The sequence below is a fragment of the Candidatus Aquiluna sp. UB-MaderosW2red genome, from assembly GCF_900100865.1.
Taxonomy (GTDB): Bacteria; Actinomycetota; Actinomycetes; order Actinomycetales; family Microbacteriaceae; genus Aquiluna.
The window spans coordinates 938,892-952,017 of record NZ_LT627734.1 but is presented as its reverse complement, the minus strand read 5'-3'; the positions used below and the strand labels follow the sequence as shown (position 1 = coordinate 952,017).

At 52.2% G+C, this 13,126-nt stretch carries 14 protein-coding genes; 10 read left to right on the top strand and 4 right to left on the bottom strand.

The features are described 5' to 3' along the window. The 8 genes from BLP47_RS04900 to BLP47_RS04865 all read left to right on the top strand — a co-directional run bounded on the left by BLP47_RS04900 (position 1) and on the right by BLP47_RS04865 (position 8,162). Entirely contained in the window at positions 1-822 is an 822-nt protein-coding gene (locus tag BLP47_RS04900) for an ABC transporter ATP-binding protein (RefSeq protein WP_091850964.1), read from the top strand. After that, on the top strand, positions 815-1,615 hold the full coding sequence (locus tag BLP47_RS04895) for an ABC transporter permease (RefSeq protein WP_091850960.1): 801 nt from the start codon (positions 815-817) through the stop codon (positions 1,613-1,615). The genes BLP47_RS04900 and BLP47_RS04895 overlap by 8 nt, the downstream gene beginning before the upstream one ends. Further along, on the top strand, positions 1,612-2,484 hold the full coding sequence (locus tag BLP47_RS04890) for an ABC transporter permease (RefSeq protein ID WP_091850957.1): 873 nt from the start codon (positions 1,612-1,614) through the stop codon (positions 2,482-2,484). The genes BLP47_RS04895 and BLP47_RS04890 overlap by 4 nt, the downstream gene beginning before the upstream one ends. An 82-nt stretch (positions 2,485-2,566) precedes the next feature. After that, positions 2,567-4,021, top strand: a complete 1,455-nt coding sequence (locus BLP47_RS04885; protein ID WP_091850954.1) for an aminotransferase class I/II-fold pyridoxal phosphate-dependent enzyme — start codon at positions 2,567-2,569, stop codon at positions 4,019-4,021. A 36-nt stretch (positions 4,022-4,057) separates the two neighbouring features. After that, complete coding sequence (locus BLP47_RS04880; RefSeq protein WP_091850951.1) at positions 4,058-5,722, top strand: DUF885 domain-containing protein; 1,665 nt, start codon at positions 4,058-4,060, stop codon at positions 5,720-5,722. A 21-nt stretch (positions 5,723-5,743) separates the two neighbouring features. Then, a complete protein-coding gene (argG, locus tag BLP47_RS04875; protein WP_091850948.1) occupies positions 5,744-7,057 on the top strand; it encodes an argininosuccinate synthase in 1,314 nt (437 codons plus the stop codon). Continuing rightward, positions 7,057-7,752: a purine-nucleoside phosphorylase gene (deoD, locus tag BLP47_RS04870; RefSeq protein WP_091850945.1), complete on the top strand. Its 696-nt coding sequence runs from the start codon at positions 7,057-7,059 to the stop codon at positions 7,750-7,752. The genes argG and deoD overlap by 1 nt, the downstream gene beginning before the upstream one ends. Further along, positions 7,749-8,162, top strand: a complete 414-nt coding sequence (locus BLP47_RS04865; protein ID WP_091850943.1) for a hypothetical protein — start codon at positions 7,749-7,751, stop codon at positions 8,160-8,162. Before deoD ends, BLP47_RS04865 begins: the two co-directional genes overlap by 4 nt. Here BLP47_RS04865 and BLP47_RS04860 read toward each other — a convergent pair. Then, the gene (locus BLP47_RS04860) at positions 8,152-9,123 is read right to left on the bottom strand and encodes an ROK family protein (RefSeq protein ID WP_157671507.1); all 972 of its coding nucleotides are present in this window, start codon (positions 9,121-9,123) and stop codon (positions 8,152-8,154) included. The genes BLP47_RS04865 and BLP47_RS04860 overlap by 11 nt on opposite strands. A 78-nt stretch (positions 9,124-9,201) precedes the next feature. Here BLP47_RS04860 and BLP47_RS04855 point away from each other — a divergent pair, with 78 nt between their 5' ends. Both BLP47_RS04855 and BLP47_RS04850 read left to right on the top strand, forming a co-directional pair. Beyond that, entirely contained in the window at positions 9,202-9,834 is a 633-nt protein-coding gene (locus BLP47_RS04855; RefSeq protein ID WP_091850935.1) for a LysE family translocator, read from the top strand. Positions 9,835-9,877: 43 nt separating this feature from the next. Beyond that, complete coding sequence (locus tag BLP47_RS04850; protein ID WP_091850932.1) at positions 9,878-10,573, top strand: metal-dependent transcriptional regulator; 696 nt, start codon at positions 9,878-9,880, stop codon at positions 10,571-10,573. Here the strand turns inward: BLP47_RS04850 and BLP47_RS04845 are convergent. The 3 genes from BLP47_RS04845 to BLP47_RS04835 are packed head-to-tail and all read right to left on the bottom strand — an operon-like array spanning position 10,570 to position 13,125. Continuing rightward, on the bottom strand, positions 10,570-11,457 hold the full coding sequence (locus tag BLP47_RS04845) for a metal ABC transporter permease (RefSeq protein ID WP_091850929.1): 888 nt from the start codon (positions 11,455-11,457) through the stop codon (positions 10,570-10,572). The two genes, BLP47_RS04850 and BLP47_RS04845, sit on opposite strands and share 4 nt — an antisense overlap. Then, complete coding sequence (locus BLP47_RS04840) at positions 11,454-12,197, bottom strand: metal ABC transporter ATP-binding protein (protein WP_091850927.1); 744 nt, start codon at positions 12,195-12,197, stop codon at positions 11,454-11,456. The genes BLP47_RS04845 and BLP47_RS04840 overlap by 4 nt, the downstream gene beginning before the upstream one ends. Continuing rightward, entirely contained in the window at positions 12,190-13,125 is a 936-nt protein-coding gene (locus BLP47_RS04835; protein WP_091850925.1) for a metal ABC transporter substrate-binding protein, read from the bottom strand. The genes BLP47_RS04840 and BLP47_RS04835 overlap by 8 nt, the downstream gene beginning before the upstream one ends. Position 13,126 lies beyond the last annotated feature (1 nt).

Below are 13,126 nucleotides of genomic sequence, written 5' to 3'. Positions count from 1 at the left end.
ATGGATACTAACGATGCCGCTACCGAAAAGCAGACCCTTTTCGGTAGCGGCATTACCATTTCCGGTTTGACCAAGGTATTCAAGCTTGGGAATGAGTCGATAACCGCACTGGATAACGCAACCCTGCATTCGGATAAGGGAAGCTTCCTATCCCTTTTGGGACCATCGGGTTGCGGGAAATCCACCATCTTGAGAATTCTTGCCGGGCTCGAAACCCCGACCTCTGGGACTGTAACCGTAGATGGAATGGACCCTGCCGAACTCAGACGCGACCATCGTTTGGGCATCGCGTTTCAAGATTCCGCACTGCTTCCCTGGCGAAGCGTATATGCCAACATCAAACTGCCGTTCGAGCTGGCCCGAGTAAAGGCCGATGACCAGATGATTCAAGATTTGATAAAGCTGGTGGGCTTGCAAGGGTTTGAAAACGCCAAGCCAGCCCAGCTGTCGGGAGGCATGAAGCAGCGGGTGTCTATCGCTAGGGCCCTTGTGGTGCAACCCTCAGTTCTGTTGTTGGACGAACCATTCGGCGCGCTCGATGACATGACAAGGCAGCGACTTAACCTTGAGCTTTTGAGGATCTGGACCGAAAAGCCGGCCACGACCTTGATGGTAACTCACGGCATATCCGAGGCAATATTCCTGAGTGATCAAGTGGCAGTCATGAGCCCGAGGCCAGGCAGAATTGCCGAAATCATCGACGTGAATTTACCCAGGCCAAGAACTCGCGAGATGATGCGGACCCCCGAATTCCACGCGCTGCACGATCAGGCTTCTGATATATTATTTGGCTCGCAAGGACTCGCCACCCAAGATGAATAGAAACGGCGTCAGGTCAAGTTTGATTGGCATTTCTCTCACGATTGCCATTTGGTGGCTAGCCGCTGAAACGGTATTCGCCGGGGTGGGGGTTCGGCCAGATGGTTCTGGTGGAGCAATTCCAAACCCTCTTCAGGTAGTGACACAGATGGCCGAGGATGGCTTCGAGTTTTACTTTAGAAACGGCTCAATGACCATCATCGAAGCCTCGATTGGTTTTCTATGGGGAAACGTTTTAGCACTCGGGTTTGCCGCAGTTGCTCTGTTGGTTCCTAGGCTGGAAAACCTCAGCACCCAGATCGCAGTTATCACATACTGCATTCCAATCGTGGCGATAGGGCCAATCGTCAGACTCGTGGTTGGAGCCCCTGGACCTGGTGAACCGGCCGGGGCCGCAATAGTCCTGGCTGCCCTCAGCGTGTTTTTCACGACGATGGTTGGGACCCTAACCGGAGTCAAGGCCACCGATAAGAAGATGCTTGACGTGGTGAGCGCATATGGAGGAGGCTCTTGGCAGCGTCTTATAAAAATTCAACTCATTAGCGCGTTGCCATCGATATTTGCGTCCCTGAAAATTGCAGCACCGGCCGCCTTTTTGGGAGCGATTCTCGGGGAATATGTCGGGGGCCCAGATGTCGGTTTCGGCCCAGCCATGGTAAACGCCCAGCAATCTTTAGAGATTGCAAGAGTTTGGGGAGTCGCCCTGGTCTCGGGGCTGCTGGCTGGAGCAGGCTACGCGTTATTCGGATTATTGGGCAAGACTTTCACACCCTGGGCGATGGTGAGTCTTCGATGAATTTCAAACTCGAAGATAGCGCCGATAAATCGCTCATTGCGGTTCGCTCTAAAGTCAAGCGCGATGGCGCGAAAGAATCAGCCAAGCTTGCCAGCAGGGCACTGGTAAACACCTTGTTGTCCCTGATAGTTGTGCTAGCGCTCTGGGTCTTTGCGCTTTGGGCGCTCAATGTCACGCCATATATTGGCAAGGGGCCGCTCGACGTATTCGGTTACCTCTATTTGGAAGCCGATTCGTCCGAAAACCGGCAGCTGGTGCTTGGTGCGCTAAGTCAAACAATGCTGGATGCGTCGATTGGTTTTAGCTTTGGATTGTTCTTTGCGACGCTGATAGCAGCACTGTTTACGCTATTTAGGTCTTTAGAGCAGGCGTTGATGCCGATTGCCATGCTGCTGCGAAGCGTTCCGCTGATTGCGATGGCGCCGATCCTGATACTAATTTTTGGAAGAGGCCAGGCCACCGTGGCCGTTATGGGTGCTATCGTGGTGCTCTTTCCGGCCCTAGTAAATATAGTTTTTGGGCTTAGAAGTGCCTCGAGCGCAATGCTCGATGTCGCGACCGTTTACGGGGCCAATAAGTTTGCTGTGTTGAGGTTTGTGGCATACCCGTCTTCGCTTCCCTCTTTTTTTGCTGCGGTAAAAATTTCAGTACCAGGAGCAATCACGGGAGCACTTTTAGTGGAATGGCTTGCCACCGGTCAAGGCATTGGCTACGGCATTATTTCTGCGATTGGTCGAGCAAAAACCGACGAGGTGTGGGCCTATGTGGTTGTTATCACCCTGGTCTCGATTCTGTTATATAACCTCGTGGGATTGCTGGAGAACTTCGTACTAAAACGCTTCGCACCCCAAGTTTGGAAAGCTCGTTAAGTCGATCCTTCTGTTTTTCACATCCACAGCAAAAATGGGGCTAAAGTTATGGCTTTGTCAGGTCCAAATATGAAATGAGATGATGTCCGAGCACGCTTTTGGTGCAGCCACTCTGCTAGACCCGAACGACCCAATGGGCTTGCGCTTAGACGCACCCTTATTAGATGCTTGGATCCGAGACATAACCTCGGAAAGATACCCTTTTCAAATCCCCGGACACAAGGGCAGAATCGACCTCACCGGACCCGTGGTCGATGGTGATATCCCAGTCCTGCCGGGAAATCACCCGAACCGCATCTCACCATCTCTAATCTTGGAAGCCGAGGCATTGGCGGCCAAGCTTTGGGGTGCCGACCTTTGCCGTTTTGGAGTAAACGGCTCGACCGGGACCAATCACGCAAGCGTCATGGCGGTAGCCGGAGACGGCGACAAGGTCATAGTCTCTAGAACTCTGCATAAGTCAGTTTTGGTGGGGATGGTTTATGCGGGAGTGGTTCCGATTTGGGTCAGACCAGAGATTAATCCAAGAACTGGCTTGCCGGAATACTTACCTTCTCACCGCTTACAAGCCGCTCTGGAAGAGCATCCAGACGCCAAGGCCGTGCTGATTGGCGAGCCTTCCTATGTCGGCACAATGTCGAATATTCCCAGACTCGCAGATGTCTGTCACGCCAAAGGCATACCGCTTGTGGTGGATGCGGCTTGGGCAGCTCACTTCGGTTTTCACCCGGCACTTCCAAAGAACCCACTTTCCGAAGGCGCCGATATTGTGATCACCTCCGCTCATAAGGCCCTGCCGAGCTACTCGCAGGCTTCTTTTGTTTTGGCAAAGGGAGACTATGTCGATTTGGCAAGACTGAATAAAACTTTTGATTCGACCCAAACAACCTCAATGTCTGGACGCATTCTGGCGTCGATTGATGCGGCTCGGGCTTTGATGCAGCGTCATGGTGCAGAACTCATTGGGCCGGTTATCGAGGCCACCCAGCAGGGTCGAAATGCCCTCAGGGCAGCCGGCATAGGGGTAATTGACGGCGAATACATCGACCCTCTCAAGCTGGTTATTCTGCTCTCTGAAACCGGGGCCGACGGAAATCTGGTGGAAGCCGAGTTATTAGCTAGCTATATAGATCTAGAAATGGCAAACCGGGATGTGATCATCCCGATGATCACGCTCGCTGACACTCCGGAAAGAATCCACAACCTTGTGGCTCGCATCATCGAGTTAGTTGATAAGTACCGAGGTGTTCCAAGGCCAATCAAAGTGGCGGCGGCTTTTAGCATTGAACCCGAGGTGGTCACAACTCCTCGCGAGGCCTTTTTTGCACCTTCGGAATCGGTGAGTGCTGCAAATGCTGTCGGCCGAGTGTCGGCCGAACTAATCTGCCCATACCCTCCGGGTGTCCCGGTTCTGAGCCCTGGGGAGCGAATTACCCAAGCCGCCATGAATGCTCTCTTGGAGGCCAGGGACTCTGGAATTAGAATCGCTTTTGTGCAGGACCCTACTCTGGAAACCTTTCGAGTTTTAAGCGAATAGATTTAGTTCTAATAATTCTTTTATTAGGAGCTGGCAATGAAGCGCATCGAAACAGAAATCGACAATCTTGCAAATAGCTGGGTTAGAAAAATGGCGGATTTCTATCCCTCTTACGCTACCTCAATCGGTTATCCCGGTGGCGAGGCAGATATGGACGACCACTCTCCCGAGGCTCTAGCTCAAGGCCAGGCCGACATTAAGAACGTTATCGCCGAACTAACCAAACTGGCACCGACCGACGATGTTGACATTGTCACCAAAGAGGCGATGCTGTTTAGCCTCGAGGGTGAAATTGAGTCCTACGAGTCCGGCCTAAGCTTCAGAAACCTCAACAACATCGCATCCCCAGCCCAGGGCATCAGGGACATCTTTGATATTTCCCCAACTGCCACAATCAAAGACTGGGAGAACATCGCATCTAGGATGCGCAAAGTTCCTCAGAGTCTTGAGGGCTACGGACGCAGCCTGAAGATTTCTGCCGCGAATAATGACGCGCCAGCAAAAAGGCAGCTCGAAGAAGTTATTGCCCAGGCCGACCAAATCGCCTCCGAAAAAGGCTTCTTCCGCAGCTTTGCGGCTTCGGCTAAAGCCGATGGCCAAGAGTTGCCGGAGTCTTTGAAAAAAGAACTAATCGAAGCGGCCGAGGAAGCAACCAAGGGCTACGCGGATTTTAGGGAGACCCTAAAGGCGATTCACGCGATTTCCAATACCCCGGATGCTATTGGTAGAGAGCGCTACCAAATGCTCTCCAGCAGCTTCTTAGGCGCAACCGTGGATCTTGACGAGACCTATAAGTGGGGCATCGAAGAGCTGGCGCGAATTGTTGCTGAGCAAAATGAAGTGGCCAACCAGATTTTGCCAGGAGCAAGTGTCGAAGAGGCCATTAAGCACCTCGAGAATGACCCGAGCACAAAACTGCACGGCACCGAAGAATTGCAAAAGTGGATGCAGAAACTCAGCGATAACGCAATCGAGGCTCTAAGTGGCACCCACTTTGAAATCGCGGAGCCGCTCAAAAAACTCGAGTGCATGATTGCACCAACCCAGCACGGCGGCATTTACTACACCGGCCCATCGGATGACTTTTCTAGGCCCGGCAGAATGTGGTGGTCGGTTCCAGTTGGTGTCACAGAGTTTGACACCTGGCGTGAAACAACCACCGTGTATCACGAGGGAGTCCCTGGCCACCACCTGCAGGTAGCGCAAGCCACCTACGTGCGAGACACTCTAAATGCTTGGCGCAGACTTGCCTCCTGGACTTCAGGTCACGGCGAAGGCTGGGCGCTTTATGCTGAGCGACTGATGGAGGAGTTGGGCTTTTTGGATAACCCGGCGGATCGCTTGGGAATGCTCGATGGTCAAAGAATGCGTGCCGCTCGAGTGGTGTTGGATATCGGAGTGCACCTTGGCAAAGAGCGCCTCGACGGCAAGGGTGTTTGGGACTTTGACTACGCCCTTGATTTCATGGGCAAAAACGTGAACATGTCCAAAGAGTTCGTTCGTTTCGAGGTCACCAGGTACTTTGGTTGGCCTGGCCAGGCACCGAGCTATAAGGTCGGCCAGCGAATTTGGGAGCAGATCCGCGATGACTATAAGGCTCGCAAGGGCGAGTCTTTTGATATCAAGGAATTCCACAAAACTGCTCTGAATCTTGGCGGATTGGGTCTCGATACCCTCGAAAAGGCGATGGCTCGGGCTTAGCGATTCGTTAGGCTTTGAATCATGTCTAAAGTCTTAGCCTCATTACCCATTGGTCAAAAAGTCGGCATCGCATTTTCAGGGGGTCTTGACACCTCGGTGGCGGTTGCCTGGATGCAGGAGAAGGGTGCCATCCCCTATGCCTACACCGCACACCTGGGCCAATACGACGAGGACGACATCGAGTCAATCCCTCAGCGCGCCACCGAATACGGTGCTGCCGCTGGGAGATTGGTTGATTGCCGAGATTCATTAGCCGAAGAAGGTCTAGTAGCAATCGCTTGTGGCGCGTTTCACATTCGCACCGGCGGCAAGGTCTATTTCAACACCACTCCCCTTGGCCGGGTAGTCACAGGAACCCTATTGGTTCGAGCCATGCAAGAAGATGGCGTTGAGATTTGGGGCGATGGCAGCACCTATAAGGGCAATGACATTGAGCGCTTTTACCGCTACGGATTATTGGCAAACCCAAACCTAAAAATTTATAAGCCATGGCTAGATGAGGATTTTGTTGCCGAACTCGGTGGCCGGCACGAGATGAGCGAGTGGCTTCAGGCCAGAAAGCTTCCCTACCGCTCTTCAAAAGAGAAGGCCTATTCAACCGATGCCAACATGCTTGGAGCGACCCACGAGGCCAAGTCTTTGGAATTTTTGAATACCTCCTATGAAATAGTCGAACCAATCATGGGAGTCAAGTTTTGGGACGAGAGTGTCAAGATTGAAACCGAAGACGTAAAAATAGCCTTTGTTCAGGGTCGCCCAGTGGCTATTAACGACGAGCGAATCGACTCCGCTGTAGACGTGATATTCAAGGCCAACGAGATTGGCGGTCGTCACGGCTTGGGGATGAGCGATCAGATTGAAAACCGAATCATTGAAGCCAAGAGTCGCGGCATCTACGAAGCCCCAGGCATGGCGCTTTTGCATATTGCTTACGAGAGGCTGATGAGCGCCATCCACAACGAAGACACCATTGCGAACTACCATCAAGAGGGTCGCCGCATGGGAAGACTTCTCTACGAGGGTCGCTGGCTAGACCCTCAGACTCTGATGCTAAGAGAGTCGCTTATGAAGTGGGTGGCCAGTGCCATCAACGGCAGCGTCACAATACGCCTTCGCCGAGGCGACGACTACACAATCATCGACACTCAGGGTGAAGGTTTTAGCTATCACCCAGAGAAGCTTTCAATGGAGCGCAACCAAGACGAGGCCTTCGGCCCGAGCGACCGCATTGGTCAGCTGACAATGCGAAATCTTGACATTCAAGACACCAGAGCAAAGCTCGATCTTTATCGCAAACAGGGCCAAATCGACCCAACCAGACTGGAGTTAACCTAATGAGCGTTCACATCAATGCAAAACCCGGTGATATTGCCGAAGTCATCCTGCTGCCAGGTGACCCCTTACGTGCCAAGTGGATTTCAGAAACCTTTCTAGAGGACGCCGTTCAGTACAACTCGGTCCGCAACATGTTCGGCTACACCGGCAGCTATCACGGCAAGCGAGTATCGGTTCAGGGCACCGGCATGGGGGCTCCCTCGATGGGCATTTACGCACAGGAGCTCTTTGAGGAGTTCGGTGTCCAGAGCGCGATTCGGGTTGGCACCGCAGGCGGGATTGCACCCACAAAGCTACGCGATGTCGTGATTGCGATGACCGCCTCAACGGACTCTCAGATTAATCACCGTGCCACAAATGGCCTGGACTTTGCCCCGCATGCCAGCTATGAGCTGCTAGAAAAAGCAGTGAATAAGGCTCGAGAGCTCGGCTCGAGTTTCCATGTTGGAGGGGTTGCCTCTGGCGATCTTTTCTATGACACCACCAATTCACTTGATAAGTGGACCGAATACGGCATCCTGGCCCTGGAAATGGAGACCAGCATGCTCTACACCCTGGCCGCAAGATTCAAGCGCAAGGCGCTTGGAATCGTAACTGTTTCAGACATGATGGATGGCTCTGGCCACACCTCCCCAGAAGAGCGTGAGAGCGGTTTTAGGGCAATGGTTGAAATTGCGCTGGCCGCTGCCGAATGAGAATTATAAAGGTTGCGCTGCAGCTTCTTCTAGGTTTCGTACTCACCTCAGCCGGCATTTCTCACCTCACGACCGCCAGGGCGGAGTTTCAAGCCCAAGTGCCAACCTGGTTGCCGCTGAGTCCCGACTTTGTGGTCGTTGCATCTGGAATCGTTGAAATTTCACTGGGCTTGGGCCTTTTGGTTTTGTGGCCCTTTCGCAAGTGGGTTGGTCTAGCCGCTGCGCTTTTCTTTATAGCGATTTTCCCGGGAAACATCTCGCAGTGGCTAAACGGGGTGAGCGCCTTCGGCTTAGACACCGATCAGGCTAGATTCATGCGACTGTTCTTCCAGCCAGTTTTGATTCTCTGGGCGCTATTTGCCACTAATGCTTACCAGCTCCTAAGACGATCAAAGAAAACTAACCCTTAGCAGCAGCGTAGGCATTCTGAGCCAGAATTGAGGCTCCGATGCAGGTAGCAAGGTCCCCCAATGATGAGGCTTTTATCAAAGGCATCTTCTGCCAGACCAGCTGACTCTCTAAATTTGCTCTGAGCGGCCCCATTAAGCCCTCACCCGCCTTCGATACTCCCCCGCCGATAACTATTACTTCTGGTGCTAAGACTGAAATATATGAAGTAAGCGCGAGACTCAAAGACCTAACCGCGTCTCCCCAAACTTGGCCAGCCAATGCGTCCCCAGATTTAGAGAACTCAAATACTTCCGCCGCACCGGCAACCTGAATTCCAGATTTCTCAAAATATCTTTGGGCGATTGAAGGGCCAGTGGCCACTGTCTCAAGGCATCCAGAAGAACCGCAAGCGCAGGATCGATCCGAGCCGACATTCAGATGGCCAATCTCACCCCCGAATTTATGGCTGTTGAGCTTGCCCTGTATCAGCATCGCGCCAGCAATCCCAGTACCGATGGCCAAAAATAACCCATTCTCAACGCCTTTTAGGCCCCCAAGAGTTTGCTCCGCCAGGCCTCCGGCTCGAACGTCGTGACCCAGGCCAACCGGAAGGCCAGTCGCCGCTTTGATCATGTCGCGAAACGGAACGTTGTCCCAGTAAAGATTCTCTGAGGCCTCCGCGACCCCGGTCTCCTCGTTGATCTGCCCAGCCAAGGCGATACCAATTGCCTTTGCCTCTGGTTCCAGTGCTACCAAATCAGCCACAAGTTTCATAACTCGTGCTGTGATTCCTTTAGAGCCCTCCGCGCGAAGCGTCTTGACCCTGAATACCTCACCTTGCTTAGGACCAGTAAAAACTGCCGCTTTGATCTCAGTGCCGCCAACATCGATTGCGATGACCTTTAGGTTTTTATGTGTCTCGTAAATTAGGCACCCCTTGGGATCTTTTTTATCGGCCTCTTGGTCGAAGCCTGTCTTCAATAGCCACCCTAAAAGAATAGCGAGGCTAGTACCTCAGTTTCCTTATTGGCAGATTGGTAACTGCAGTAAAGTCTTGTCGTGCCATCAACTTCAAACCTAATCACCTTCACGCTTCTAGCGTTGGTCATCATTCTGGTGCCTGGACCCGGAGTGCTTTTTGCAGTGGGCCGCGCTTTAATTTTGGGCACTAAGCCAGCCTTGTTGAGCGTTCTGGGGAACGCCCTGGGGGTTGGGGTGCAGATACTGCTGGTGGCTTTGGGACTTGGGGCAATCATCCAGCAATCCGAAGTGTTGTTTTTTATGATTCGGCTGCTCGGAGCCGGAATGATTATTTACTTGGGAATTAAGGCAATCTGGCAGCGAGCTGACTTTTCGCTAACCGCCAATTTGGCTGCCCAATCAAAAAAGACCCTCTTGAGAGACTCGGTAATCGTGGGTCTGACAAACGCCAAAACCTTCGTGTTCTTTATCGCAGCACTTCCATCATTTACCTCTCCAGAGCTTGGCAACCCCATCACCCAAATGCTGCTGATGGGGGTGATCTTTTCTAGCATCGGAATTGTGTCGGATAGTGGCTATGCGATTGCTGCAGGTCAAGCCAGGGCCTGGCTGGCCCACTCCGAAAAACGGTTAGCTAATTTCAGGGGAATTGGCGGGTTGGCACTGACCCTCCTCGGTTTTTATATGCTCTACGAGGCGCTGATCCACTAATTGCATTCAGCGGACTGGGACAATGAAGAACTATCCTTGAATCATGTCAGTATCAGAGCTCACCACCAGCACTCAGAACTACCTCAAGGCAATATGGGGTCTCACCGAGTGGTCGTCGAACTCAGTCACTGCGACCGAAGTCTCTCAAAAAACCGGGCTCAAGTTGTCTTCGGTATCGGATGGCATGAGAAGACTCGGACAGCTGGGGCTCGTGAACTACTCTCCCTACGCCGCCATCGAGCTAACTGATCTCGGCCGAACTCACGCTCTGGCTATGGTCCGAAGGCACCGAATGATCGAAACGTTTTTAGTTGAGGTCTTGGGGTATCGCTGGGATCAGGTCCATGATGAAGCGGAGAACCTTGAACACGCCGTTTCGGATTTCATGATTGACCAGCTCGACAAGAAACTCGGCTTTCCCAAAAGAGATCCCCACGGTGACCCAATACCCTCAGCCAGTGGCGCCATCGAGGTGCCCAACGCGATTCGACTGCACATGGTTCCCATCGGTTCTAAGGCTCAAGTCAGGCGTATTTCGGATGCCGATCCCGAACTCCTAAAGTTCTTCGATGAGCATAAAATTGGCCTAGACACTCCACTTGAAGTTCTAGAGCCGCAGGTGTATTCCCATGATTTCAGTATCCGGATCAGAGAATCAAGTAAGCCGCTTGGCCTCGGCATAGCGGCAGCTCAGGCGCTTTATGTGGAAATCATTGAGCCCGAGACACCAACTAATTAAATCGCTTTAGCCTCGAGCTTCCCTGCCGTTTTTGCAAGGCTGGCCGCCCTGATTCTTTTGCCGATGATTCCTTGGCGCGGGCTAAATAGGTATACGAATGCGAACATGGCTCCTTGAGATAGGACCACCATGCCACCCGATGCCGTATCTAGGTAATAGCTCAAATAGACCCCACCGACTGCGGCAATTGAGGCCATCACTGGCGCAATAATAAGCATCTTAGAAAACTGATCAGTCAAAAGATACGCGGTTGCTCCTGGAATAATCAGCATGGCAACAACCAAAATAACCCCCACGGCCTGCAGCGCTACGACCGAGGTGAGTGCCAATAGCGCGAGCAGCAGGGCGCCAATGAGCTTGGGATTCAGACCGATAGCGCGAGCGTGACTCGGGTCAAATGCAAATAACGTAAAGTCTCGTCGCTTATAAATCAGCACTCCGAGAGTAATGGCACCCAACACAACTACCTGGGTGACATCGGCCCAAGACACCCCCAACAAGTTCCCGAAAACAATATGGGTGAGATTGGTCTGGGATGGGGTGACTGAAATCAAAACTAAGCCCAGTGCAAAGAGGGTAGTAAACACAATCCCAATCGCGGCATCTTCCTTTACGCGACTGGTGTCCCGCACCACCCCAATTAAAATAACCGCCAAAAAGCCGAAGAAGGCGGCGCCGATAGCAAAGGGGAAATCCAACACGTAGGCGATTACAACCCCCGGCAACACCGCATGTGAAACAGCATCACCCATCAAAGACCAACCGATCAACACCAGCCAGGTCGACAGCACTGCGCCAACGATTGCAGCCACCAAGGTGGTTATCAAGGCCCTGATCATAAAGTCGTAACTCAAAGGCTCGAGAATCAAATCGATTAGGTTCATGAGGCATCCCCGCTAGCTAAAACATCAATCCCAAAGGCCAAAGCCAGATTATTTGGCTGCAGGATATTTTTAGTGGTGTCGTGCATCAAAACCCTACGCATTAAAAGAATTGATTCCTCGGCTAGCTGTGGCAATGCGAGAAGGTCATGAGTGGACACCAAGATGGTCGCCCCCTCACTGGCCAAGCCCTTAATTAGCTTGATGATTGTGGCCTCAGATTTTTTATCCACCCCGGCAAAAGGCTCATCTAACAACAAAATTCTGGCTTCTTGAGCAATTGCCCGGGCCAAAAAAGCTCGCTTGCGCTGACCGCCAGAGAGCTGGCCGATCTGCCGATCTGCGTATTCACCAAGCTCGACCTTTGCCAAGGCATTCTTTACGGCCAAGTGGTCTTCGGCATTAGCCCGTCTTGAGGGCCCCATCTTGCCGTAACGGCCCATCAGGACAACATCACGCACCGAGACTGGAAAGCTCCAGTCGATCTCTTCGCTTTGCGGAACATAGGCAATGCTGCCTTTGCGGCGAGCAGCTGCCGAGTCCTCACCAAAGACCACAATGTTGCCAGCTTGAATTTTGACCATGCCCATAATGGCCTTGAATAGTGTGGATTTTCCAGAGCCATTCATCCCCACCAAGCCCACAACCCTTGCTTTTGGAAGCTCAAAAGTGGCGCCAGTCAGTGCTTTGAGTTCGCCATAGGACACGTGCAAATCTTTTATTGAAACCGCGGGGTTAGTCATTTACTTCTCCAGTAAGTCCCGCTGCTATTTTGATGGCGTTGTATCTGATCAGATCTAGATATGTTGGCACTGGGCCATCTTGCTCAGAAAGCGAATCCACAAAGAGCACCCCTCCGAATTTTGCCGCAGTCGCACTCACCACCTGCTGCATAGCGTCATCCGACACCGTTGATTCGCAAAATACGGCGGGAACTTGATTTGCGGTAACAAACTCAATAACCCCGGCAATCTGTCTCGGGGTTGCTTGACTCTCAGCATTCACAGCCCAGATGTAGACCTCCTGCAGCCCAGCATCGCGCGCCAAATAGGAAAACGCCCCCTCGCAGGTAACCAGTGCCCGCTGGGAGTCTTTGAGATTTGCCAATTTGGCTATTAGGTCATCCTGAACCTTCTGAAGCTGCTCCTTATAGCTAATTGCATTAGCCTGAAAATAATCAGCGTCCTGCGGCGAGAGCGCACTAAATGCCTTGAGCATATTGTCGACGTAGATCATCACATTCAATGGGCTCATCCAGGCATGGGGGTTCGCAAGACCCCGATAGGAGTCCTCTGAAATTTCCATCAGCTCCACACCATCACTGACTACAACGTGAGGGACATCTAAATCAACAACGAACTTTTCGAACCAAATCTCAAGATTTAACCCGTTATCCAAAATCAAATCAGCATCCTGTGCTCGAATCAAATCCCCCGGGGTTGGTTGATACCCGTGGATTTCGCTCCCCACCTTGGTGATGGACTCGATTCTTAATTTATCCCCAGCGACATTTTGGGCGATATCTGCCAGCACTGTAAAGGTCGTGAGGACAACCGGGAGATCTGCACCCAAGTCTTGCTCGACATTCGAAAGGGAGCATCCCGCTAGAAGTATTGAAATCGCTACAAAAAGCGCACCTGCGCGGCTCGGTTTTTTGAACCTAATCACCATT

What these genes read in the sequence shown, in the direction of transcription:
- BLP47_RS04900 (WP_091850964.1), top strand. Translation starts at nt 1, where the DNA reads ATGGATACTAACGATGCCGCTACCGAAAAGCAGACCCTTTTCGGTAGC.
- BLP47_RS04895 (WP_091850960.1), top strand. Translation starts at nt 815, where the DNA reads ATGAATAGAAACGGCGTCAGGTCAAGTTTGATTGGCATTTCTCTCACG.
- BLP47_RS04890 (WP_091850957.1), top strand. Translation starts at nt 1,612, where the DNA reads ATGAATTTCAAACTCGAAGATAGCGCCGATAAATCGCTCATTGCGGTT.
- BLP47_RS04885 (WP_091850954.1), top strand. Translation starts at nt 2,567, where the DNA reads ATGTCCGAGCACGCTTTTGGTGCAGCCACTCTGCTAGACCCGAACGAC.
- BLP47_RS04880 (WP_091850951.1), top strand. Translation starts at nt 4,058, where the DNA reads ATGAAGCGCATCGAAACAGAAATCGACAATCTTGCAAATAGCTGGGTT.
- argG (WP_091850948.1), top strand. Translation starts at nt 5,744, where the DNA reads ATGTCTAAAGTCTTAGCCTCATTACCCATTGGTCAAAAAGTCGGCATC.
- deoD (WP_091850945.1), top strand. Translation starts at nt 7,057, where the DNA reads ATGAGCGTTCACATCAATGCAAAACCCGGTGATATTGCCGAAGTCATC.
- BLP47_RS04865 (WP_091850943.1), top strand. Translation starts at nt 7,749, where the DNA reads ATGAGAATTATAAAGGTTGCGCTGCAGCTTCTTCTAGGTTTCGTACTC.
- BLP47_RS04850 (WP_091850932.1), top strand. Translation starts at nt 9,878, where the DNA reads ATGTCAGTATCAGAGCTCACCACCAGCACTCAGAACTACCTCAAGGCA.
- BLP47_RS04845 (WP_091850929.1), bottom strand. Translation starts at nt 11,457, where the DNA reads ATGAACCTAATCGATTTGATTCTCGAGCCTTTGAGTTACGACTTTATG.
- BLP47_RS04840 (WP_091850927.1), bottom strand. Translation starts at nt 12,197, where the DNA reads ATGACTAACCCCGCGGTTTCAATAAAAGATTTGCACGTGTCCTATGGC.
- BLP47_RS04835 (WP_091850925.1), bottom strand. Translation starts at nt 13,125, where the DNA reads ATGGTGATTAGGTTCAAAAAACCGAGCCGCGCAGGTGCGCTTTTTGTA.